We start from the raw sequence: 24,158 nt of genomic DNA, 5'->3' as shown, positions 1-24,158 counted from the left end.
CGCCGGGCGAACCGTTTTTGGTGTCGCCCGGCGTGCGTTCTGGCATGGATTACCGACGCGTCGAGGGCGACCGCGAGTACGTCGCCAGACTGGAGCACGGCCGCGACTGGCGCGAGCAGATCGAGACCTTCGCCGACGCGGAGGGTATCGACGCCGCCTTCTTCTTCGGTCTCGGTGCCGTCCAGGACGCGACGCTTTTCTTCTACGAACAGCGCGAGCAGGAGTACTACCCCGTCGAGTTCGACGAACCGTTCGAGGTGACGGCGGCGGTCGGCAACGTCTCCCACCTTGAGGGCGAGCGGTTCGCTCACACCCACGTCACGCTCTCGCGGGAGGACGGCTCGACGGTCGGCGGCCACCTCGATAGCGCGACCACCTTCGCCGGTGAGTTGTACCTCCGGGAGTTCGACACCCACCTGGAGCGCGAACACGACGAGACCACCGACCTCGACCTCTGGCCCCTGTAGATGCGCCCGGACGACGAACGGTACTTCGAGCGACTCGAATCCGGCCTCGACGAGGCGCTGTCGGTGGCGCGGGACGCCCGCGAGCGCGGCGGCGACCCCACCGACGACGTCGAAATCCCCATCGCCAAGGACATGGCCGACCGCGTCGAGAACATCCTCGGCATCGACGGGGTCGCAGAGCGGGTCCGCGAGATGGAGGACGACCCCGACCTCTCCCGCGAGGAGGCGGCCCTCGAGTTGGCGGCCGACTTCGCGGAGGGGTCGGTCGGCGACTACGACACCCGCGCCGGCAAGGTCGAGGGCGCGGTCCGGACCGCCGTCGCCCTGCTGACGGAGGGCGTCGTCGCCGCCCCCATTGAGGGCATCGACCGGGTCGAACTGCTGGAGAACGACGACGGCACCGAGTTCGTCAACATCTACTACGCCGGACCCATCCGCTCGGCGGGCGGGACCGCGCAGGCGCTGTCGGTGCTGGTCGCCGACTACACCCGGACGCTCGTCGGCATCGAGGAGTACCGGCCCCGGGATTCGGAGGTCGAACGCTACGCTGAGGAGCTGTCGTTGTACGACGACGAGACCGGCCTCCAGTACGCCCCCAAGGACGCCGAGGCGAAGTTCATCGCCCGGAACACCCCCATCATGCTGGACGGGGAGGCCACCGGCGACGAGGAGGTGTCCGGCTTCCGGGACCTCGAACGAGTCGACACCAACAACGCCCGCGGCGGGATGTGTCTCGTTCTCGGCGAGGGCATCGCACAGAAGGCGCCGAAGATTCAGCGCTACACCTCGCAACTCGAGGAGGTCGACTGGCCCTGGCTCCAGGACCTCATCGACGGCAACTACGGGAAGAGCGAGACGAGCGGCGAGGACGACGCGGCGGGCGGCGACGACGGCAGCGAGGCGGACGACGCCGACGACGACACCGACCCCGGATCCGACGACGGTCCAGAACGCGGAGGCCCGCCGCGTCCCGACCCCTCCAAGAAGTTCCTCCGGGACCTCATCGCCGGCCGGCCGGTGTTCGGCCACCCCTCCGAGACCGGGGGCTTCCGCCTCCGGTACGGCCGCGCCCGCAACCACGGCTTCGCCACTGCTGGCGTCCACCCCGCGACGATGCACCTCGTCGACGACTTCCTGGCGACCGGCACGCAGATCAAGACCGAGCGCCCGGGGAAGGCCGCCGGCGTCGTCCCCGTCGACTCCATCGAGGGACCGACCGTCAGACTCGCCAACGGCGACGTCCGGCGCGTCGACGACCCCGCGGAGGCCCTCGAGATACGCAACGGCGTCGAGGCCATCCTCGATCTGGGCGAGTACCTCGTCAACTACGGCGAGTTCGTCGAGAACAACCACCCGCTCTCGCCCGCCGCCTACGCCCCGGAGTGGTGGAAACAGGACCTCGCGGCCGCCGGCGCCGACGTCCAGGCGCTGGTCGACTCCCCGCAGGTCGACCTCGAACACCCGAGCGCCGAGCAAGCCATCGAGTGGGCCCAAGAGTACGACGTCCCGTTGCACCCCGAGTACACCTACCTCTGGCACGACCTCGACGTCGAGCGGTTCGACGCGCTGGCGACGGCCGCCAGCGAGGGCCACTGGGCGGAAGCGGACGGTGCCGCCGTCGAACGAGACGCCGCCGCCCCGAGCGCCGACAGGACGCTCGTCGTGCCCAGAAGCGAACCCGTCCGGGAGGCCCTGGAGGTCCTGCTCGTCGAGCACACCCAGGGCGAGGAGACGCTCACCGTGCCCGACGCCCTCCCGCTGGTGCGGTCGATCGGCCTCACCGCGGACCTCGAACGCACCTGGACCCTCGCGGACCTCCCGGAGTCGGCCCGGACCTGGGACGACGGCGAGAACTCGATCCGGGTCGTCGAGGAGGTGGCCCCCTTCGAGGTCCGCGAGCGCGCCCCGACACGCGTCGGTTGCCGGATGGGTCGCCCCGAGAAGTCGGAGAAACGGGACCTCTCGCCGGCCGTCCACACGCTGTTTCCCATCGGCGAGGCCGGCGGTTCCCAGCGGGACATCGCCGCCGCCGGCAAACACGCTGAGACCATGCAGGACACCCCCGGACTGGTCGACGTGCAGGTCGGCCGCCGCCGCTGTGGCGAGTGCGGGACCGAGACCCACCGCGCGCGCTGCCCGGAGTGCAACGGCGTCACCGACCCCCACTACGTCTGCCGGGACTGCGACGTCGACGTCGAACCCGACGAGTCGGGCCGGGCGGTTTGTCCCCGCTGCGAACGGGAGGCCGACGCCGTCCGGACGAAGACCCTCGACGTCAACGACGAGTACCGCTCGGCGCTGGAGAACGTCGGCGAGCGGGAGAACGCCTTCGACGTCCTGAAGGGCGTCAAGGGGCTGTCCTCGGCCGAGAAGGTCCCCGAACCCATCGAGAAGGGGGTGCTTCGGGCCAAGCACGGCGTCTCCTCGTTCAAGGACGGCACCGTCCGCTACGACATGACGGACCTGCCCGTGACCGCGGTGCGGCCGCGCGAGTTGGACGTCGACGCCGACCGGCTCCGCTCGCTCGGCTACGAGACCGACATCCACGGCGACCCCCTGACCCACGAGGACCAGCTCGTCGAGTTGCGCGTCCAGGACGTCGTGCTCTCGAACGGCGCCGCCGAACACATGCTGCGGACCGCCGACTTCGTCGACGACCTCCTCGAACAGTACTACGGCGTCGAGCCGTTCTACGAGGTCGACGACCGTGACGACCTCGTCGGCGAGTTGGTCTTCGGGATGGCACCGCACACCTCCGCCGCTGTTGTCGGGAGAGTTATAGGTTTCACGTCGGCCGCGGTCGGGTACGCGCATCCGTACTTTCACGCCGCGAAACGTCGGAACTGCTTCCACCCGGAGACGAAGGTGTGGTACGAGGACGAGGGCGGAGCCACCCGTCACAAAGAGATTGAGTCGCTCGTCGAGGAACGACTCGACGACGGGACGGTAGAACGAGACGACTTCGGAACCCTCGTCGCACACCTCGGTGAATCCGATTCCGTGCCTCACGTCCCGTCGGTGCGTGACGACGGCTCCCAGTCACTCCAGCCAGTCGAGGCGGTGAGCAAACACCCCGCACCGGACCACATGGTCCGAGTGGCGACCGAATCGGGCCGGGAACTCACCGTCACGCCCGACCATCGGGTCCACGTCTACGACTCGGAACTCGGTCGAATCGTCTCGGCCGAGGCTCGAGAACTGGACGAAACTGATCGACTCATCACTCCGCGGGGCATCGAGAGCGTATCTCCCTCGGAATCCGAACGGCGGTTCGACCTCCTCGCAGCGTTCCTTGAGGAACCGAGTATCGATAATGAACGCCTGATGGTGAAGGGACTCGACAAGGACGGACTCTACGATCTGTTCGTCGACCGTCTCGAGGACGATTGGGGCGGCCAGTTCTATCCACTCCAGAGCACCGCCGAGCACCTCGGTCTCACGAAGAAACAACTGAGCAACTATCTCTATCGCGAGAGTATCCCGGTCACGCTCCTGTCGGAGTTCTTCGACACGCCGACGGGACTCCTCGAGTTCGTTCCCGACGACGTCCGGTTGGGGATGAAGCGCGACCGGACCGAAATCAGTCGAACGATCGAACTCGACGAGCGGGTCGCGACGCTTCTGGGCTACTACGCGGCCGAAGGGTTCACCCGAGCACAGGAGACCCCGAAGGGGACGATTCACCAGACGACTATTTGCGGGACCGAGGCCGAAGCACGCGAGTTCGCTCTGGAAGTGTTCCGCAGCGAGTTCGGGGTCGAACCGTACGAGGAGAACGACGCAAAGGTGACGGTGTCGGGCCGACTCCTCCGGACCTTCGTCGACTCGATTCTCGATGCCGGAACCCGCGCGCACACGAAGCGAGTTCCACAGCCGATCTTCGACGCGCCGGACCGCATCGTCGGTGCGTACCTCGGCGGGTACTTCAGCGGCGACGGCTCGGCCGACGACAGCGCACCTCGTGTCACTGCCAGTACGGTAAGCCGCGAACTCAAGTCCGACCTGCTCGGACTCCTTACCCGACTCGGTATCAGTGCCCAGGTGAACCATCGTCCGCGGGTTCCACTCCGCGAGCAGTTCCCGGAGTTCTACGACGAGGACGACGACTCCCTGTCGCGGCGGGGATACGAGATAACCGTCTCGCGCGATGGTGCCGTCCGCTTCGCGGAAGTAGCCGGGTTCCACCTCTCGCGAAAGGACCGAACGCTGAACGAACAGGTCGGCGAAATTCGTCCCGCCGATCGAACGGCGTATTGCTACGATGGAGGGACCAACGACTACCTCCTTGACCCCGTCTCGGAGGTCGAATACGTCGAATCGGAGACCGACCACGTGTACTGCCTCACGGTCGAAGAGACGAACTCGCTCATCGCGGAAGACCTGTCCGCTCGCCAGTGTGACGGCGACGAGGACTGCGTGATGCTCCTCATGGACGGTCTTATCAACTTCTCTAAAACGTTCCTGCCAGATCAGCGAGGTGGGAGGATGGACGCACCCCTGGTCATGTCCTCGCGCATCGACCCGGCCGAAATCGACGACGAGGCGCACAACATGGACATCGTCTCGTCGTACCCCCGGGAGTTCTACGAGGCGACCCGCGAGATGGCCGACCCCGGCGCCGTCGAAGAACGCATCCAACTGGGCGAGGACACGCTCGGCACCGACGACCAGTACCGGGGGTTCGAGCACACCCACGACACCGCCGACGTCGCGCTGGGACCGGACCTGTCGGCGTACAAGACGCTGGGCGACATGATGGAGAAGATGGACGCCCAGCTCGAGCTGTCCCGGAAGCTGCGGTCGGTCGACGAGACGGACGTCGCAGAGCGCGTCATCGAGTACCACTTCCTGCCGGACATCATCGGCAACCTGCGGGCGTTCTCTCGGCAGGAGACCCGCTGCAAGGACTGCGGCGAGAAGTTCCGCCGGATGCCCCTGACCGGCGACTGCCGGGAGTGCGGCGGCGACGTGAACCTCACCGTCTACGAGGGGTCGGTGAACAAGTACATCGACACCGCCCTCCGGGTCGCCGAGGAGTACGACTGCCGGGAGTACACCGTCCAGCGACTGGAGATTCTCGACCGGTCGGTCGAGTCCATCTTCGAGGACGACACCAACAAGCAGAGCGGCATCGCGGACTTCATGTAACCCGAACTTTTTGCACGGCGCGGCTTCGCCGCGCCGGCAAAAACTTCGATGAAAAATAGCTCCTCGCTCCAGCCGCCTCGCGCCTGCGGCGCTCGGCGTTAGTCGCTCGTCGCTACCGAGCGCTCCCTGCGGTCGCGCTCGGGGGAAACGCCTCGCTGCGCTCGGCGTATGCTACCGCCGTCAGTTAGATACGCCTCGGCGACCAATCGTCGGCCGTGACACGGCAGGCAGCCCGGTCGGGATTCGTGCGGTTCGTCGAGGACGCTCTCGACTACACCGAGCGGGAGTTCAGCGTCGCGCGGGCGCTGCAGTCGGACGCGACCGGCGCCGGCGGAAAGGTCGTCGACAGGCTCCTGAGCGACTCGGAAACCGTCCGCGAGCAGGTCGTCGAACCGGAACTGACCGCCTACCGCGAGCAGGTGGTCTCGCAGTTCGACATCCTCCTGGACGCAATCGAGAGCGGCGAGGACATCGAGACCTATCGTGCGGCGGTCCTGGATGCGGACGCCTACGACGCGAACCTGCGGTCGGACCTCTCGCCGGAGCGCCGTTCCGAACTCCGGGACCGGCTCTTCGAGCGCCAGCGGGGGTTGGCGACGGCCGTCGCACCGCTCGTCGAGGCTCCCGAGGACGACTTCTGGGCGGCCGCCGAGACGGCCTTCGACCGCGAGGCGATGACCCGCCTCGTCGCCGACCACTTCGCATTCACCGGCCCGATGCAGGAACACCGCGGGGCGTTCCGAATGGCGACCCAGATCGACCCCGGGGAGGTGCTGGGCGGCGGCTTCCTCGTCAGCCGGCTCCCGACAATCGACGTCGAGTACACCGACGAGGCGCTGCGGTCGATGCGGCGGGCCGAGCGGCGAGTCATCCGGGAGACGAAAGCGGAGATAGAAGAGCGGTACTGACGAGAATCCAGGGGAAAAGATACGGTCGGCGGCTGCGGAGCATACGCCGAGCGAAGCGAGGCGTTTCCCCCGAGCGCGACCGCAGGGAGCGCTCGGTAGCGACGAGCGACTAACGCCGAGCGCCGCAGGCGCGAGGCGGCTGGAGCGAGGAGCTATTTTTCATCGAAGTTTTTGCCGGTCGCTCGCCGGCGGCGAGCGACCGTGCAAAAAGTTCGTGCGGAGAAGTTTTCCCGAATGCCGACTCAACGAGGGGTAGATGGAGTTCGAGGAGCTGGAGAGCATCCCCGGCGTCGGCGCGAAGACGGCCGAGCGGCTGGCCGAACTCGACGACCCCGAGGGGGCGCTGGCGGCGGGCGACGTCGCCACCCTCGCGCGAGCGCCGGGCGTCAGCGAGGGGCGGGCCGCCCGCATCGCTCGCGCCGCAATCCGCCACGAGCACGACGACGACGGCGAGTTCCTCGCGACGCCGCGGGCCCGCGAGATCTACGAGGCCGCGCTGGAGCTTCTGACCGAGCGGGCCGTCACCGACTACGCGCGAAAGCGGCTGGAGACGTTCTATCCCAGCGCGGCCGCCTCCCGCATCGAGGAGGTCAGGGCGTTCGCCCGCGAGGCCGTCGAGCGGGAGCCGACGCCGACGGTCCTGGAGGCGCTGGACGGCGTCGAGCCGCTGGAGCCGGCGCGGGACGTCCGGGTCCGGGACCGCTGTCTGGCGACCAACGACGCCGAGACCTACTCGGCAGCCAGGGAGGCGGTCCCCGAGATGAGCGTCGAACTGGTCGAGGACGCCCGCGGCATCGCCGACCTCGCGCGAGGATACTCGACGGTGGTCGTCCTCGACGAGGCCTTCGCCGGCGTCGACGTCGAGGGCGACGTCCGGGTCGAACCGGGCGCACTGGAGGACCCCGCGTCGGTCGTCCCCGAGCGGACGCTGTCCTTTTTCGCCCGGAACCGCGACCGGCTTCGCGCGGCGGCGGCGGTCCACCGGGCGGCCGACCTGCCGGCACCCGGCGACGTCGAGGCGATGGACGCGGCTCTCGGCCGACTCAACGAGGACGGCACCGTCGCCGACGACGAGAGCCTCGACGCCCTCGAAGAGGCAGTCGCCGACCTCGATGCGGCCGTCTCCGTGGCCGAGAGCGTCGCCAACGACCGTCTCCGGGCGGCCATCGAGGAGCGGGACGTGACCATCGAGGGCGCGGACCTGCTGTCGCTCGTCGAGCGGGGCGCCGGCGCCGACTCGCTGCTCCAGCGCGAACTGTCCGAGGAGTACGCCGCGGCCGTCGAGGCCGCCCGCGAGCACCTCGTCGACGCCCTGGGAGTCGACGACTACGAGTCGATGGCGCGGCAGGCCTTCGGCGAGGAGCCGACCTTCCCCGTCGAACACGACGAGCGGGCGGTCGAACGGCTCCGCGAGGAGTTGACCGCCGCGCGGGACCGCCGGGCCGCCCGACTGAAACGCGAACTCGCCGACGAACTCCGCGAGATGCGCGAACCCGCCGAACGCCTCGTCGAGAACGCCCTCGAACTCGACGTCGAACTCGCGGTCGCCCGCTTCGCCGAGGACTTCGACTGCACGTTCCCGACCTTCGAGGGGCGCGGCTTCGCCGTCGATGGCGGCCGGTCGCCGCTGCTCGACGTGGGCTTCGAGGACGTCGAACCGGTCGACTACGGCGTCGAGGGCGCCGCGCTGCTGTCCGGCGTCAACAGCGGCGGCAAGACGTCGACGCTCGACCTGGTGGCGCTCGTGGTCGTGCTGGGACAGATGGGGCTGCCGGTGCCGGCCGAACGGGCCCGCCTGGAGCGCTTCGAGGCGCTACACTACCAGGCGAAGACCCAGGGGACGCTCGACGCCGGTGCCTTCGAGTCGACGCTCCGGGAGTTCGGCTCGCTCGTGGCGGGCGACCGCCGCCGACTCGTGCTGGTGGACGAACTGGAGTCCATCACCGAACCCGGAGCCAGCGCCGTCATCATCGCCGGCATCCTCGAGGCGCTCGAGGAGAGCGACTCGACGGCCGTGTTCGTCTCGCACCTAGCCGGCGAGATACGCGAGGCGGCCGACGCCGACGTGACCGTCGACGGCATCGAGGCCACCGGCCTCGAGGACGGCCAACTGCAGGTGAACCGCTCGCCGGTGAAGAACCACCTGGCACGGTCGACCCCGGAACTCATCGTCGAGAAACTGGCCGACGACGAGGGGGACGACCTCTACGCGGAACTGCTGGAGAAGTTCGACGAGGACGGATAGTTCACCCGGTCGGTGCCGCGGATACTGACGAACGGGTCGGTCCCTCGAACGGGTGCGACCGGGACGTTCAGGGCGACACCGCAGGAAGCGGCGATTCGGCGTCTCGCTCGTCCCATCGGGGTTTACGCCAGTATTACCCCGGATTCCGGGACGAATTAGTGAACTACCCCCGCCTACTCGCCGCCGTTGGCGGCTCCGTGAGGCAGGGGCTTCCTGCTTCCACGACACGCTTTGCAGACACAACCGCAGTGTCCACAGGGAGCGCAGTCTCCACAGGCGTTGATTCGGAGTGTCCCACTCCTACGTCTTTTAGACCGCGACAAAGAACGTTCCACGCCGCGTTCGCGTCCCTGTCCGCCTCAAACCCGCAGGCGGGGCAGGAGTGTTCACGCACCCACAACGGCTTGTCGGTCGAAACGCCGCACGACGCGCACTCCTTGGTCGTCCCTCTCGGGTTGACCGCGACGAAGTGCGTTCCTTCACGCTCGCACTTGTATTCGAGCAACGAGAGGAACGTTCGCCACGCAGCAGACGCAGTGTTGCGGCTGTTCGACGGACTTTCCATCATCTTCTTCACGTTCAGGTCTTCGACCGCTACGAGGTCGTATTCCCGAGCGTAGTAGTTCGAGAGTTTATGTAGGAAATCCCGGCGCTTGCGTCGGAGGTCAGCGTGATACTCCGCGACCCGTCGCCGTTGCTTCTCGTAGTTGTTCGACCCGTGTTGCTTCCGCGAGAGTTTCCGTTGCTCGCGCTCCAAGCGGTCGCGCTCATCGGTGAGGTCGAGCGACTCGACGGCGGTCCCGTCGGTGTCGTGGGCGTACTTGAGTATCCCTACGTCGATACCGACGCACTGCTCGGGGTTCTCAGGTGGTTCGGGCGGTTCGCGGTCCAGTTCGACGCCGAAGGTGGCGAACCACTCGCCTGTCGGTTCCTTCTTAACCGTCACCTGTTTGAGCGTCGCGTCGTCGGGGATGGCGCGGTGGAGCCGAATCGGTATATCTCCGAGTTTCGAGAGTGACAGGACAGTCTGACCGCCCTTCTTGTCGAGCTTGAAGCCAGACTGGTTGTACGTGAAACTGCGGAACTCCCGTGGCGGCTTCCATTTGAGTTGGCCGACGGTGTAGCCGTTCTCCTTGAGTTTGGAGAGTCCGTTGAGGTTGTCGAACAGCCGTTCTACGACGGTTTGGAGCACCTTCGAGTGCACGTCGGAGAGGTCGTCCCACCACTCCTTGAGATCGGGAAGTTCCGACCGAAGCGTGGTCATGGACGGCAGTTCGCCGTGTTTATCTTGGTACTCGTTGAGGCGGTAGAGCGTGTGGTTATACAGTTGCCGACAAATATCGCGGTGGTGATCCAACTCCTCACGGTGGGCGTCGGACGGCTTAAGACGATACTTGTAGGCGTAGTACATTGCGCTATTCTCGTTCCTCAATAAGTTCGTCCAATTGCTCTCGGACGAACGACGAGAGGTTGAGGTGTTGGTCCTCAATCCACTCGTCTTGGTCCTCTCGAATGGTGATTGTCTTTCGTTTCACCGCAATGCACGTTATGCACACTACACGTATAACAGCTTTGGTAAACGTGGGCCTGTGGGCCCGCAACAGAACAGTGTACGAACAGGAGATGACGGCGCTGTATCCCCTCCCTGCTCGCTCCCGTTGGTCGCTCGCTGAGGAAGGGGGCTTAGCGCCTGCATTCAGCTAAATCGGATGTCGTCTGTACGTCCATGTGAGGTGCCAACATGACGAGAGTGCTCAAGACGTCCGGATTCCTCGGCCTGGCGGTCATGATGTCCGTCGGACTGTACCAGAACTACCTGCTCGCGGGCGGCGGGAGCGTTCCGGGGTGGATGATCGGCGGCCACGCGCACCTCGGGGTCCTGTCGATACTGGCGGTCGTCGTCGGGTTCGCCGTCCCGGCGCTCGGCGTCGTGGGACGCCTCCGACAGGCGGTCACTGGACTGTTCGTGGTCGGGCAGTGGGGGCTGCCGGTGACCATCTGGGCCGGCGAGGGCGGCGGTCTCTCGTTTCTGATGCCCACGACGTTCCTGTGGGGGCTCTGTCTCGTCGTCGCGATGTTGCTCATGGCGTGGCAGGCGGCGACGACGGCCGAGGAGGAGCGACGCGAGACCGCACCGAGCGCGACGCCGGCCGACGACTGACCGTCCCGCGGCGGCCGAATCGCCGCCCCCGAAGGCTTAACACCCGCCGAAGCGTGGTGAAAGTGAAATGGCCGACGACGACATGCTCTCGTGGGACGAGTCGGTGTTCCGCGACGAGCACGTCCTCGAACTGGACTACCTGCCGGAGGCGTTCCTGCACCGCGACGAGCAGATGGAGACGCTGAAGTACGCCCTCCGGCCCGCCGTCCGGGGCTCGCGGCCGCTGAACGTGATGGCCCGGGGACCGCCGGGGACCGGCAAGACGACCGCCGTCCAGAAGCTCTTCGACGAGTTGACCGGCGCGAGCGACGTCGAGGTCGTCCGGGTGAACTGCCAGGTCGACTCGACGAGATACGCCGTCTTCTCGCGGCTCTTCGAGGGCCTCTTCGAGTACGAACCGCCGACCTCCGGCATCTCCTTCAAGAAACTGTTCGGCCAGATTACGGACCACCTCGTCGAGAACGACGAGGTACTGGTCGTCGCCCTGGACGACGTGAACTACCTCTTCTACGAGGACGAGGCCTCGGATACCCTGTACTCGCTTTTGCGGGCCCACGAGGCCCACAGCGGCGCGAAGATAGGCGTCATCGTCGTCTCCTCGGACCTGGACCTGGACGTCATCGAGGAACTCGACAGTCGCGTCCAGTCGGTCTTCCGGCCCGAGGAGGTGTACTTCTCGGCGTACGGCCAGCGCGAAATCGTCGACATCCTCGACGAGCGGGTCAAACGTGGCTTCCGCGACGACGCCGTCGGGACCCGGGTACTGGACCGCGTCGCCGAACACACCGCCGACAGCGGCGGGGACCTCCGGGTCGGCATCGACCTGCTCCGCCGGGCCGGGCTGAACGCCGAGATGCGCGGCTCCGCCGAGGTGAGCCCCGACGACGTCGACGAGGCCTACGAGAAGGCCAAGTACGTCCACCTCTCGCGGCACCTGCGTGGCCTGTCGGACTCCGAGACCGCCCTCGTCCGCGTACTGGCCGAACACGACGGCGAGCGCGCTGGCGACGTCTACGACGCCTTCCACGAACGGACCGACCTCGGCTACACCCGCTACTCCGAGATAATCAACAAGCTCGACCAGCTGGGCCTCATCGACGCCGAGTACACCGACGTCGAGGGACGGGGGCGCTCGCGGGCGCTCTCGCTGTCATACGACGCCGAGGCGATACTCGAACGGCTCGAATCGTAGCCGCGATTTCGACCCGAAACGGAGGGGTATCGCCGGGGGTCGGCCGTCCGTCGCGGGAACCCGAGGCCGTCCCGCAGTGCTCGAAATAGCGACGTCGAAGGGTACTCGAAATAGCGACGTCGAAGGGTACTCGAAATAGCGACGTCGAAGGGTACTCGAAATAGCGACGTCGAAGGGTACTCGAAATAGCGACATCGAAGGTGAGATGGGAAATCGCGTCGGCCCTCGGTCACCACGCTCGGCTCCAACCGTCACCGCCCGGCACACGTCGCCGCATTCGGTCGGCGCTCGTCTCAGTTCTCGCGGTCGGTGCCCGTCTCCGTCGGTCCCCGCCGTCAGCGCTCGTCGATGTCGTTGCCGATCCACTGGTCCGGTACCTGGATGACGTAGCGGCCGTTTTCCTGGAGCGCGATGATGTACTCCTCGCGGTCGTACAGCTCCATCAGGTTGAGTTCGTACTGGCCGGGCTCGACGATCTTGATGGACTCGAACTGGTCGTTGAGCTGCTCTCTGAGCTCCGAGAGCTCCGGCTCCTCGTCGCTGGGCTCGCTGACGATGCGGTCGTCGTCTTCGGTCGGTGGCCCGCCGGTCCCGCCGGCGAGTCCCTCGCTACGACCGGCGGCTCCGTCAGTTCCGGCCGTCGAGTCCGGGTCGGGGTCGTCCGCCTCGGTCGGGGACCCGACGTCGCGGACCTCCTCGGCGGAGGCGAGGCCGCTCCGTGCGCTCGACTGGGCGGTGTCCTCCTCGGGAGTCTCCCGGCGTGCGTCGGCATCGATGATCTCCCCGTCGTCGGTGCCGTCGTCACCGCCCGATGCGCCGGGGGCGTCCTCGCCGGTCTCGCTGGGCCAGGTCGCGTTCGGGTCCGGTTCCTCGTCGGGCGTCGAGGAGACGAAGTCCCGGACGCGGGTCGTGGCGCGGCCGACGGTCTCCGCAACCGAGGCGTCGCCCTCCTCCGGGACCGCGTCGTCGTCGCCGGCCGCCTCCGGTGGGTCCGGATCGTCCGGGAAGTCGGTGCCCTCCGGCCGGAACTGGAACTTGTTGCCGCCGCAGTCGGGACATCCCGACAGCATCTCCTTGGACCCGTCCTCGAACGTCCGACCGCAGCCGGTACACTGGTGTGGCATCCTGTTGGCCTACTGGCGGGTGATGAGCGTGCTGATGAGGGTCTCGTCCTTGTGGAGCGTCTCGATACGGTTCGCCGGGCCGATGACGGTCAGCTTGTTCGGCTCGTCGTTGCCCATGAGTCGGCCCAGGAAGCCGGTGTCGCTGCTCTTGCTTCCGGGATAGGTCTCGATCTCGATGCCGGTGAACCCGTCGGGGTTGATCTCCGACATCGTCCGCTCGATGAGCTTCGACTCCTCTTCGGGTTCGAGGCCCTCCTCGAGGATGACGATGTTGTCGTCGTGGACGCCGTCGAGGATGAGACGGATCTTCTCCATCGTCCGCATCCCCTCCATCCGCTCGGCGCTTATCATGTCGATCTGGATGCCGTCGCCCAGTTTCTCGCCGTCGTCGTCGGTGGTTACCTCGGGCATGGTATCACCCGAAGTACTCCGCTATCTTGTCGTAGACTTCGTCCATGTTGTCCCCCTCCAGCGCCGACAGCGGCACCGTCTCGTGTTGTGGGAAGGCGTTGCTGATGCGCTGGACGCTGGCCTCGTCGAGGTCGATCTTGTTGGCGAAGATGAGCACCGGCAGATCCTGGCTCTCGATGATACCGATGAGCATCGTGTTCACCTGCGTGAACGGGTCTTCGGCGGCATCCAGCACGTAGATGACGCCGTCGACGTCCTCCCGCAGCCAGTGCATCGCCTCGGCAACCCCCTCGGTCGCCTCCCGTGACCGACGGACGGCGTCGTCCTTCTCGATGTCGTGTTCGAGGAACTCCTTGTAGTCGACCTTCGTCGTCACGCCCGGCGTGTCGACGACATCGATGGTGACGGACTTGCCGTTCCGCTTTATTTCGACGTTCTCCTTTCGGCGCGCACGGCGCGTCTCGTGGGGGACGTGACTCTCCGGCCCCACGGCGTCACCGGTCCAGTCGCGAGCGATACGGTTGGCGAGCGTCGTCTTGCCCGCGTTTGGAGGGCCGTAGATGCCGATGCGTTTCGGCTCGCTCCCCGCAAACAGGCTCGACGTCGCCCGGGATATACTCGATTTGAGGTCGGTTAGCAGTCCCATCTCATCCTCCCACGGCCCCGATTTCAGGTCGAAATCGAGGTCGCTCTGGGCGTACTACCATACCGCACTCACTTAACTGTGTGTCAGACATACCTCACGAAGCGGACAGGAGGACGGAGGGTCGGCGTGGAACCGCGATTCCGTCGTCCACGTCCCGAACGCCGGGGATTCCTCCGATTTCCACTCGAAGTCCCGGGGTCAAAGAGAGGGACGGCTCCACGAACGAGGCGCCGACCGACGGGAGCCGTGAGGAGTCGAGTGGGTTGACGAAACGGTGAGCGGAACGGTGAGCGAAACGAGACGGCCAGCGGGACGAAACGGGTGGCACCTACGGACCGGGAAGAAACGCCGAACGGACCGGCCGGTCCAGTGACGGGAAAGAGCCCCCCACCCCCTCGTTTCGGGTGGAGCGGGACGGACGGCTGTCGGGGGGAGGTAGAGAGCCGGCAGAAACTTGGGATATTTGTACTAGTGTGGTTGATCGTGAGCTCGTCATCAATAAATTACTAGCAACACAGCAGAGAAACTAAATAAAATAGATCCTTTCTTTCCTGATACGGGTATGGTTTTACACAGAGTATATTAAATCTTTTTCTAGATATCTAGAACTTCTCCGGCACCCCCCTCCCGTTCTCCTGGTTCCACTCGAAACGGAGGGGTGTGGGGGATGTCCCCTCCACTTCGACTGCATCAACTGCAGGTCGGATTCACTCCTTCGATTCCCCCACGGTTCGGCCCCTTTCCCTCGACCCATCGTGGCTGTCCCTGGCTGCCACTGGCACTATCTCCCGGCTGGGCCGTCCGGGTCCCGGCCGGCTTCACCGTTCGGTCCCGCCGAAGCACCCGTCGTACCACCCCTTCCCATGGTACTATCCTTCTTGCCATCACTCCTCGTACCATCACCCCTCGTACCCACCAACCGACTGTCGACGAGCGAACCGCGACGGGACTCGGACCGACGCTGCGGTTCCCCGGGACCGCTCTACCGACAGGAGGGACGACCCGGTTCTAGTTACTGTTGCGGAAGGTCACCGCAACGTTTAATAACGTATTCTACCATCGGTTCCTCTGCATCAAGTGGACCACCGCCAGTAACCCGACCCGATGTACCGGGTCTCTATCGTCTACATTCGACGGGTTCACTCGTCGCGCGGTGGTGTTCCACCTGAAATGGAGGGGTTCGAAAGAGCATGACCGACGGTGATTCAAACGATACGACGGCTGACGGCGATGATTCTGGTCCGAAGGTAGCGGATTCCGAGAGGGGGACACCCCCGGACCCGTCCGACTCGGATGGGGCCACGACCGATCCGGACCTGGACACCGACGACCACTCTCAGTCTGGCGATTCTCCAGTGGAAACGAAGGGGTCTACCGCGGCCGACGGGGTAGAAACCGGGCACTCGACCGATGGCTCACCGGCCGGCGTCTCCAAGGGGTCGTCCGCGGTCGACCCGGATCTCGTCGAGGGAAACAGTGCGGCCGACGGCTTCTCCGGGGACGTCGACCTCGACGATCTGGACCTCGACGCCGACTCCGAGGGTGAAACCGACGAGGCCTCCCGTGGTCTCTTCGACGACCTGCTGGAGGGCGAGCCGATCTTCGAGAACAAGGAGGTCCTCCGACCCTCCTACACCCCGCACAAGCTCCCCCACCGCGAGGAGCAGATCAACAACATGGCGACCATCCTCGTCAGCGCGCTCCGCGGGGAGACCCCTTCGAACATCCTCATCTACGGGAAGACGGGGACCGGCAAGACCGCCAGCGCGAAGTTCGTCAGCGAGGAACTGGAGACCACCTCCCAGAAGTACGAGGTCCCCTGCGAGGTCGAGTACATCAACTGCGAGGTAACCGACACCCAGTATCGCGTCCTCGCACAGCTCGCAAACAAGTTCATCGAGAAGAACGAGACCTACATCGAGGAGCGCCTCGACGAACTCGGCGACCTCCGGGACCGGGCCGCCGAGGACCCCGATGCCCTCGACGACTCCTCGTTCGACAGCGTCGCCGCCGTCGAGACCGAGATCCGGGACCTCGAGGACGATCTCGAGGAGTTCGACCCCGTCCCGATGACCGGGTGGCCCACCGACCGGGTCTACCAGACCTTCTTCGAGGCCGTCGACTACCACGAGCGCGTGGTCGTCATCATGCTCGACGAAATCGACAAACTCGTCGAGAAGTCCGGCGACGACACGCTGTACAACCTCTCCCGGATGAACTCCGAACTCGACAACTCGCGGGTCTCCATCATGGGCATCTCCAACGACCTGAAGTTCACCGACTTCCTGGACCCCCGGGTCAAGTCCAGCCTCGGCGAGGAGGAAATCGTCTTCCCGCCCTACGACGCCACCCAGTTGCGGGACATCCTCAACCACCGCTCGGACGTCGCGTTCAAGTCGGGCGTCCTCTCGGACGACGTCATCCCGCTGTGTGCGGCCTTCGCTGCCCAGGAACACGGCGACGCCCGCCGGGCGCTGGACCTCCTGCGGACCGCCGGCGAACTGGCCGAGCGGGACCGAACGGAGACCGTCGACGAGAAGCACGTCCGCCACGCCCAGGAGAAGATCGAACTCGACCGGGTCGTCGAGGTGGTCCGGACGCTTCCCACCCAGTCGAAACTCGTCCTCTACGCAACCATCCTGCTGGAGCAGAACGGCGTCCACAACATCAACACCGGCGAGGTGTTCAACATCTACAAGCGCCTCTGCCAGGAGATAGATGCCGACGTCCTCACCCAGCGCCGCGTCACCGACCTCATCAGCGAACTCGACATGCTCGGCATCGTCAACGCCGTCGTCGTCTCCAAGGGCCGGTACGGCCGCACCAAGGAGATCAGCCTCTCGGTCCCGCTCGACGAGACCGAGGCCGTCCTCCTCTCCGATTCCCGCGTCGGCGAGGTCGAGGACGCCCAGCCGTTCGTCCAGGCTCGGTTCGACAACTGACACCCACTTTTTGCCGGCCGCTCGCCGGTGGCGACCGCGTGGCGGCTCCCCCGACGTGACCATTCGGCGGCGGCCGTCGGCCGCCCGGCAAGTGGGGCGTGGACTCCGGGCGCTCGCGGATGCTTGCCGGAACGGCGGCCGCTCAGTTCGTCAGGGCCACAGCCCGCGTGCCTCGTGGGCTTCCGAGAGGCGCTCCAGGGCGACGATGTAGGCGGCGTCCCGCCACGTCGCCTCGGGGGTCCGTTCGTAGGCGTCCCGGACCGCAGCCCAGGCCTTCTCCATCTCGGCGTCCAGTTCCTCGTTGACCCGCTCCAGCGACCACGCCCGGCGGTTGATGTCCTGGAGCCACTCGAAGTACGACACGGTGACACCGCCAGCGTTGGCCAGCACGTCGGGCAGCACCGGCACGTCGCGGGCGGCGAGGGCGGCGTCGGCCTCGAAGGTCGTCGGGCCGTTGGCACCCTCGACGACGATGTCGGCGCGGACCTCGTCGACGTTGTCGGCGGTGATGACGTTGCCGACCGCACACGGTGCCAGCAGGTCGACGTCGAGACCGAGCAGCGCCTCGTTGTCGATGACCTCGCCGTCCTGTCTGGTGACGGCCTCTGGTTCCTCTTCGTGGGTCGGGATGGTCTCGATATCCAGCCCGTCGGGGTCGTAGACGGCGCCGTTGACGTCGCTGACGGCGACCACGTCGGCGCCCCACGAGTCCAGCAGGCGGGCGGCGTTGGCGCCGACGCTGCCGAACCCCTGGACGGCGACGGTCGTCTCCCCGAGCGGCCGGTCGTAGTACTCCAGGGCCTTCCGGGCGACGATGGCGACGCTTCGACCGGGGGCCTCGTCGCGGCCGTAACTGCCGCCGACGACCGGCGGCTTGCCCGTGACGACGCCGGGGCGGGTCTCGCCCTCCTGCATGCTGTAGGCGTCCATAATCCAAGCCATCGTCTGGGCGTCGGTGCCCATGTCCGGCGCCGGGATGTCGGTGTTGGGGCCGATGACGGGCCGCAACTCCTCGGTGAACCGGCGGGTGAGCCGTTCCTTCTCGTCGGGCGACAGCTCCTTGGGGTCGACGACGACGCCGCCCTTGGCGCCGCCGAACGGCAGGTCCATCACGGCACACTTCCAGGTCATCCACATCGCCAGCCCGATGCACTCCTCGCGGCTCACGCCGGGGTGAAACCGGAGGCCGCCCTTGTGGGGACCGCGGACGCTGTTGTGCTGGGCGCGGTAGCCGGTGTAGGTCTCGACGGTGCCGTCGTCGCGCTCGATGGGGACGGTCACCTCGTGGACGGCCTTGGGGTCGGCAAGCCGCTCGACGACGTTGGGGTCGATGTCGACGAAGGCGGCGGCCCGGTTTAGCTGGCGTCGGGCCACGGCGCGGGCCGACTCCGGTTCGGTCGGTACGTCTTTCTCCGGCGGCGCGGTCGAGGCGATCTCCGATGACATGGCTGATCCGTATACTTCGACTCCCAGACGCCCGACACAGTTAGTATTAATTGTAATAGGTGATTAATTCACAATCTAAGTGTTATTATAACTTGGTCGCGGGGTTCGACGGGCGACGGGCCGCCGTCGGTCGGCCGAACACCTGTTTCAGACCCTTTTTACGCTCACACGCGATACGGACACCCAATGACGCGAATCGTCGTGGTCGACAACCACGGGCAGTTCACGCATCTCGAGCACCGGGCGCTCCGCGATCTGGGCGTCGACACCGAGATCGTCGACAACGAGACGCCGCCGGCCGACGTCGACGCCGACGGGGTCGTTCTCTCCGGGGGACCGGACATGGACCGCGTCGGCCGGGCGCCCGACTACCTCGATGCGGGCGTCCCCGTCCTCGGTATCTGTCTCGGCATGCAACTCATCGCCGAGGAACTGGGCGGTGCCGTCGAGGCCGGCGATTACGGCGGCTACGCCGACGTCACCGTCGAAATAGACGACGACGACGACCCCCTCGTCGGGTCGCTGGCGCCCGAAACCCGGGTGTGGGCGAGTCACGCCGACGAGGTGGTCGACCTCCCGGAGGGCTTCGTCCGGACGGCCCACAGCGACATCTGCGGCATCGAGGCGATGAGCGACACCGACCGGAACCTCTACGGCGTCCAGTGGCACCCCGAGGTCGCCCACACCGAGGAGGGCGAGGCCGTCTTCGAGAACTTCCTCGCGGTCTGCGAGAACGGCGCCTGACCGCTGGGGGCGATCAACCAGGGTACCGTGCACCAAAAATATCAGACTGAATGTAGATTTTTATCAGTAGGTATGGTTAAATATACGATATGAAAAATGGATATATCAAATAATTCACGGCCGGATGGAGCAGTGGCCATCGGTCTCGCTGCGTCGGCGGTACTCGTCGGCTGGGTGGTGTTCACTGGAGGCGCGTCGATGGGGCGAGACGTCGTCAATATCGGCGTGAGTCTCCCGGCGTACCCGATGCTGGTCGCCGGTCTCCTCGCGGGGCTCGCCTACCCGGAGTGGTCGACGAAGGCCCTGAGTCTGTGGACCGGACTGGGCGCCTCACTCGGGGTCGCTTTCGTCGTCGTCCGGAACGGTATTGACGCCGGGCTCACCGTCGACTCGACGGTGCGCATCGGAGCCGTCGTCGCCGGAACCATCGTGGCCATTCCGCTCTCGGTCGGGCTGACAGTCCTCGTTACAGCACTGGGGGTCGCCGTCGGTCGCCGGCTCGGAAGCAAGGGACGGTCTATGATCCGTTCGAGCGGGACCGGCTGAGACCGAATCCGGTGTCGACCGTCGGTCGACTGTTCTCTCCCGCCCATCGCTGTACCATTCAAAACGCGCATCTGTCGAACCGCGCAAGTACCGCTCTGTTCCAGTCTCCCGTCGCCGTGCCGGGTTCGTTCTCGGGGCTCTCTGCACGGCGAACCTGCTGTGACAGCCGACATTCGTGGAATCCGATTCGTACACGCAACCGTCGACGGACTGTTCGCCGAGACGACGGTCCATCTCGGCCTGACGCCTCTCGAACGAACCGTTGATTCGCCGTAATCGACGTCTGATAAACACTCCGGTCGCTCCCCGTCGACTGGACCGAACTGTGCGTTACTTTTCAGTTCCGGACCTACGTTCGGTCATGTACCGACGAATTTTGGTTCCGACCGACGGCAGCACCGGGTCGGCCCACGTCGCGATGCAGGCCTTCGACCTCGCCGAACAGTACGGCGCGACGGTCCACCTCCTGTACGTCGTCGACCGGGGACTGCGCGACGTGCTCGGCGACGCCGAATCCGAGCGGGAACTGCGCGAGTCCGGCGAGCGGGCGGTTGCGACGCTCGCCGAACTCGCAGAGACCTACGATGTCGAGACCGAACCCGTGATTCGGGAGGGCGACCCCGCGGGCGTGATTCGCTCGTACGCGGCGGAGGTCGATGTCGACCTGATCGTAATGGGGACCCACGGCCGGTCCGGTCTCGGGCGGCGACTCATCGGCAGCGTCGCCGAGACGGTCGTCCGCCGGTCCGAACGGCCCGTCCTGACCGTCCGGTTGCCTGGGTCCGACGAGACCGTGACCGACGCCGACACCGCGGCGGCCATCGTCGCCGACGCGCTGGCCGAGGAGGGCTACGACGCCGAGGTAGAGGGCGTCGAGCGCCAGAACCACGTCTGGGTCGTCGACGCGACCGGCGAGGCGGGCGCCTTCACCGTCTACGTCGACCCCGTGACGCGACGGACCAGCGCGATCCGACGGACCGAAGCGTGAGCGTTCGTGACAGTGAGTAGTTAGATTTTTGTTTCTCCCGAAACAATAGGAAATCATGGCCCTCCAGGCGAGACGAATCGAGGGGTGGCTACCGCTGCTGTTGGTCGCACTCTCGGGGTTCGTCCTCGCGCTCCTGTCGGCGTTCCTCCCGCGAGTCGTCGGCGTCGCCCTCCTCGCGGTCGCGTTCCTGGGTGCGGGGGCTGCCGGAACTATCGTCGCCCGGCGGCGAGGGGGCGTCGCCCGGGCCCTCCTTGCGGGCGTCGGCCCGGCCGTCGGTGCCGGCGCGGCCGGCGTGCTGCTCGCCTCGCGCCCCATCCGGGACTTCCCCTTCCACCTCGGCAGCGGTCTCGGTCTCGGCGTCTGTGCCGTCCTCGTCGGGTTCGGCCTCGGCGCGGCCGACCGCTGGCTCGGTGACGGTCCTCCGAGACCGCCGTGGCGAGACGTGGTCGGCTTCGTCGCGCTGCTGGTCGTCGGCGCCACCCTCGTCGCCGCCACCGCGCCGTATGCGGCCGTCCACGTCCCTCGGCTCCTCGCGTAGCCGTCCTCCGCTCCGTCCCGAGCGATTTAACCCCGATCCGACCGGTCGAGTGAACAATGACGCAGTCGCAGGGCGACCTCGCGGCGCTGTCCCGGTTCGTCTTCCGGACGCCCGACTGGTCGGCCAGCCTGTTCGCGGCACTTCTCATCGCCGCCGTCTCCGGCGTCGCCGCCTTCGATTCGCAGTTCGTCCTCGACGACGCCTACCAGGGGATGGTCTACATCGCCGTCCCGACCGTGGTCGCCGCCGTCACGACCCCGTGGTTCGACCGACGGCTCGGCGGGAAGCTGACCTACAACCGCTCCGCGCTGCTGGCGCTGGTCTGTGAGGTCATCCTCGTCGTCTTCCTCGTCGCCAGCGCCGCCGTCGCGGCGGTCGTGGGGCTGTGGCAGGTGTTCATCTTCGACGCGCTCGTCGTCGGACTGGCCTCGATCTTCGCGCTCCGGCTGTTCGTCATCGTGGCCGTCTCCCGGCGGTCGATACTCGTGGCGTCGGTCCCCGCGAGCATCCAGACGGTCACCGCCGCGGCGCTGGCGTTCGTCTACAGCGGCACCGTCCGGTACCTCGAGGTCGGCGGGCCGCTCGTCGACAGTTACCTCGCGCGAACGAGCGAGGCGCCGCCCGAGTTGGCCGTCGTCAGACCCGACGACTTCGTGGTGCTGGCGGCGCTGTGCGGCGTCTACGCCGTCGCGGTCTACGTCTTCGTCGTCGCCATCGACCGGCCGTGGCGCCAGAGCCTCGGCGTCTCCGTGCTGGACTTCATCCGCGGCTTCGTCGGTCACATCGCCGAGGGGACCCGCGAACTGGAGGCCTTCTTCGAGGACCTCGGCGAGGAGGCGGTCGTCCCGGTCACCGTCCTCTCGGTCCGACGACCCGGGGGCGCCGAGAAGGCGCGGTTCGTGCTGCCGATGATACACCCGGGCCCGATGGGTGAGATCGGCGGCGGCAACCTCCCGGAGCGGATCGCCGACACCGCCGACGGGGTGGCGTTCCCGCCGCACGCCACCGCCGGCCACGACTTCAACCTCGTCACCGAACGCGAGGTCGAGACCCTCGTCGAGGCCGCAGAGCGGGCCCACGACCGCATCGACTACCGCGACCGGGCCACCGAGAGCAGCCGCGAGCAGGAGGGCGAGTCGAAACTGCTCGGACAGGCCTTCGGCGAGGACGCCCTCGTGGTCGCCACCCACGCGCCGGGGTGTGCCGACGACGTCGACTTCTCGGTCGGGCTCTCGGCGGCCGCCGAGGCCCGCGTCTCCGGCCTCGAGAACGTCCTGCTCGTCGACGCCCACAACTGCAACGACGGGCTGGACGGCGACGACCTCGGGCACGTCGTCCCCGGGTCGCGCCGCTCGTTCGACATGATGACCGCCGCAGGGCGCCTCGGCGAGCGACTGGCCGACGCCGAACAGCGCCCGCTGTCGGTCGGCGTCGCCTGGGAGCCGACCGAGTGGGAACCCGAAGACGGCATCGGCCCGCTCGGGGTCCGGGTCGCCGTCGTCGAGGTCGGCGACGACGACCCCCAGCGGACGGTCTACTGTCTGGTCGACGGCAACAACATGAACCCCGGCGTCCGCGAGGAACTGCTGGCGGTCGTCGACGCCGACGAGGCCGAGGTGATGACCACCGACACCCACATCGTCAACACGATGGAGGCGGCCAACCAGGTCGGCAGCGAGATCGACGTCGACGAACTCGCGGCGGTCGTCGAGGACCTCGTCGAGGAGGCGGCCGCCGACCTCGAACCGGTCGAGGCCGGGATGGCCGTCGAACACACCGAGGTGACGGTGTTCGGCAACGACCGCACCGAGGCGCTGGCCTCGACCGCCAACGCCATGATACAGATGGGTGGCGCGCTACTCCTGCTCGTCATCGGCGGCGCGATGGCCGTCAGCCTGCTGATACTGTTACTCGCGCCCTAGGGACCGTCGCCGGGGGCGTCCTCGAAGAGGTCGTCGACGGCGGCCTCGGCGGCCTCGACGGCCTCGCTTGCGACGACGGCGGGGTCGGGGTCGTCCGGCGCGTCCAGGTAGACATCGACGTCGAGGCGGCCGTCCTCGAAGCGGACGGTCACGTCCAGGTCACGAACCTCGGACTGCTTGTACCGCGAGAGAACGAGTCCTTCCGCGGCGTCGGACGCCGCCTCGACGATCTCCTCGTCGGTCGGTTCGGCGGTCGAGTCGTCGGTCACGTCGGCTCAGTCGCCGCCGGCGCCCGGTCCGCCCGGACCCATCGGGCCACCGCCGCCCGCGCCCTGCAGCATCTGCTGGAGTTCCTCCTGGAGCTCCTCGAACTGCTCCTGGACCCGGTCCTCCTGCTTCTGGAGCGTCTGGACGCGGACTTCGAGGCTGTCGACTTTCTCTTCGAGGTTCTCGTAGGCGTCGTCGTAGTCGGTCTCGATGAGGAGTTCGCCGACCTCGCGGTACATCTGGGTCTCGCCCTCGATGCCGTCGAGCGTCTCCAGGGCCGTCTCGGACTCCTGCAGTTGCGTTTCGGCCTGCTGTTTCTGCTGTGCGACCTGCTGGGCCGTCTCCTGAAGGTCCTGGAGTTCCTCTATCTTCTCCTGGGCCTCCGGCGGTAGGTTACCCTGCATACCGTAGGCCTCGTCTTCGGGACGGAAAAACCCCCACTTTTCGACTCCCCGGCCGGCGA

Annotated in this window: 19 protein-coding genes; 12 read left to right on the top strand and 7 right to left on the bottom strand. The window is 66.8% G+C overall.

Translation table 11 applies throughout. From position 1 onward, the window contains the following. Nucleotides 1-44 precede the first annotated feature (44 nt). The 4 genes from NLF94_RS19350 (at nt 45) to NLF94_RS19335 (ending at nt 8,768) form a co-directional block, all read left to right on the top strand. Nucleotides 45-467: a PPC domain-containing DNA-binding protein gene (locus tag NLF94_RS19350; protein WP_254839279.1), complete on the top strand. Its 423-nt coding sequence runs from the start codon at nt 45-47 to the stop codon at nt 465-467. Next, entirely contained in the window at nt 468-5,615 is a 5,148-nt protein-coding gene (gene polC, locus NLF94_RS19345) for a DNA polymerase II large subunit (protein ID WP_254839278.1), read from the top strand. 215 nt (nt 5,616-5,830) lie between these two features. Next, nucleotides 5,831-6,523 carry a hypothetical protein gene (locus tag NLF94_RS19340; protein WP_254839277.1) on the top strand — a complete coding sequence of 231 codons (693 nt, stop codon included), beginning with the start codon at nt 5,831-5,833 and terminating at the stop codon, nt 6,521-6,523. A 256-nt stretch (nt 6,524-6,779) separates the two neighbouring features. Then, nucleotides 6,780-8,768 (top strand): helix-hairpin-helix domain-containing protein, encoded by a 1,989-nt coding sequence (locus NLF94_RS19335; RefSeq protein ID WP_254839276.1) that lies wholly within the window; start codon nt 6,780-6,782, stop codon nt 8,766-8,768. 163 nt (nt 8,769-8,931) lie between these two features. Here the strand turns inward: NLF94_RS19335 and NLF94_RS19330 are convergent, their stop codons facing one another. Next, on the bottom strand, nt 8,932-10,179 hold the full coding sequence (locus NLF94_RS19330; protein ID WP_254839275.1) for an RNA-guided endonuclease InsQ/TnpB family protein: 1,248 nt from the start codon (nt 10,177-10,179) through the stop codon (nt 8,932-8,934). 330 nt (nt 10,180-10,509) lie between these two features. Here NLF94_RS19330 and NLF94_RS19325 point away from each other — a divergent pair, with 330 nt between their 5' ends. Further along, the gene (locus NLF94_RS19325; protein ID WP_254839274.1) at nt 10,510-10,929 is read left to right on the top strand and encodes a DUF8059 family membrane protein; all 420 of its coding nucleotides are present in this window, start codon (nt 10,510-10,512) and stop codon (nt 10,927-10,929) included. 67 nt (nt 10,930-10,996) lie between these two features. Then, entirely contained in the window at nt 10,997-12,121 is a 1,125-nt protein-coding gene (locus NLF94_RS19320; RefSeq protein WP_254839273.1) for an ORC1-type DNA replication protein, read from the top strand. A 335-nt stretch (nt 12,122-12,456) separates the two neighbouring features. Here the strand turns inward: NLF94_RS19320 and NLF94_RS19315 are convergent, their stop codons facing one another. Genes NLF94_RS19315 through NLF94_RS19305 form a run of 3 tightly spaced genes read right to left on the bottom strand, consistent with a single transcriptional unit; the run spans nt 12,457 to nt 14,302 of the window. Beyond that, on the bottom strand, nt 12,457-13,245 hold the full coding sequence (locus NLF94_RS19315) for an OapC/ArvC family zinc-ribbon domain-containing protein (RefSeq protein WP_254839272.1): 789 nt from the start codon (nt 13,243-13,245) through the stop codon (nt 12,457-12,459). A gap of 9 nt (nt 13,246-13,254) precedes the next feature. Next, the gene (locus NLF94_RS19310) at nt 13,255-13,656 is read right to left on the bottom strand and encodes a DUF2073 domain-containing protein (protein WP_254839271.1); all 402 of its coding nucleotides are present in this window, start codon (nt 13,654-13,656) and stop codon (nt 13,255-13,257) included. A 4-nt stretch (nt 13,657-13,660) separates the two neighbouring features. Continuing rightward, nucleotides 13,661-14,302 (bottom strand): Era-like GTP-binding protein, encoded by a 642-nt coding sequence (locus NLF94_RS19305; protein WP_254839270.1) that lies wholly within the window; start codon nt 14,300-14,302, stop codon nt 13,661-13,663. Between the two features lie 1,190 nt (nt 14,303-15,492). Here NLF94_RS19305 and NLF94_RS19300 point away from each other — a divergent pair. Beyond that, nucleotides 15,493-17,244, top strand: coding sequence for a Cdc6/Cdc18 family protein (locus tag NLF94_RS19300; protein ID WP_254839269.1), 1,752 nt, complete (start codon nt 15,493-15,495; stop codon nt 17,242-17,244). Nucleotides 17,245-17,394: 150 nt separating this feature from the next. On the opposite strand, the gene gdhB is transcribed toward NLF94_RS19300, so the two are convergent. After that, nucleotides 17,395-18,690 (bottom strand): glutamate dehydrogenase GdhB, encoded by a 1,296-nt coding sequence (gene gdhB, locus NLF94_RS19295; RefSeq protein WP_254839268.1) that lies wholly within the window; start codon nt 18,688-18,690, stop codon nt 17,395-17,397. Between the two features lie 186 nt (nt 18,691-18,876). On the opposite strand from gdhB, the gene NLF94_RS19290 reads away from it, so the two are divergent. The 5 genes from NLF94_RS19290 to NLF94_RS19270 all read left to right on the top strand — a co-directional run bounded on the left by NLF94_RS19290 (nt 18,877) and on the right by NLF94_RS19270 (nt 23,428). Continuing rightward, a complete protein-coding gene (locus NLF94_RS19290; protein WP_254839267.1) occupies nt 18,877-19,434 on the top strand; it encodes a GMP synthase subunit A in 558 nt (185 codons plus the stop codon). A 132-nt stretch (nt 19,435-19,566) separates the two neighbouring features. Further along, nucleotides 19,567-19,980, top strand: a complete 414-nt coding sequence (locus tag NLF94_RS19285) for a hypothetical protein (RefSeq protein WP_254839266.1) — start codon at nt 19,567-19,569, stop codon at nt 19,978-19,980. Nucleotides 19,981-20,341: 361 nt separating this feature from the next. After that, a complete protein-coding gene (locus NLF94_RS19280) occupies nt 20,342-20,968 on the top strand; it encodes a universal stress protein (protein ID WP_254839265.1) in 627 nt (208 codons plus the stop codon). Between the two features lie 55 nt (nt 20,969-21,023). Further along, on the top strand, nt 21,024-21,506 hold the full coding sequence (locus tag NLF94_RS19275; protein WP_254839264.1) for a hypothetical protein: 483 nt from the start codon (nt 21,024-21,026) through the stop codon (nt 21,504-21,506). Between the two features lie 56 nt (nt 21,507-21,562). Further along, nucleotides 21,563-23,428, top strand: coding sequence for a DUF2070 family protein (locus tag NLF94_RS19270; protein ID WP_254839263.1), 1,866 nt, complete (start codon nt 21,563-21,565; stop codon nt 23,426-23,428). On the opposite strand, the gene NLF94_RS19265 is transcribed toward NLF94_RS19270, so the two are convergent. Together NLF94_RS19265 and NLF94_RS19260 are read right to left on the bottom strand one after the other, a co-directional pair. Further along, complete coding sequence (locus NLF94_RS19265; RefSeq protein ID WP_254839262.1) at nt 23,425-23,697, bottom strand: DUF3194 domain-containing protein; 273 nt, start codon at nt 23,695-23,697, stop codon at nt 23,425-23,427. The genes NLF94_RS19270 and NLF94_RS19265 overlap by 4 nt on opposite strands. 6 nt (nt 23,698-23,703) lie before the next feature. Continuing rightward, a complete protein-coding gene (locus NLF94_RS19260) occupies nt 23,704-24,099 on the bottom strand; it encodes a prefoldin subunit beta (RefSeq protein WP_254839261.1) in 396 nt (131 codons plus the stop codon). Between the last annotated feature and the right edge of the window lie 59 nt (nt 24,100-24,158).

The organism is Natronomonas marina (assembly GCF_024298905.1).
In the GTDB taxonomy this organism is placed as follows: Archaea; Halobacteriota; Halobacteria; order Halobacteriales; family Haloarculaceae; genus Natronomonas; species Natronomonas marina.
Note: the sequence above shows the minus strand (reverse complement) of the source record. Positions and strands in the feature narration are given on the sequence as shown.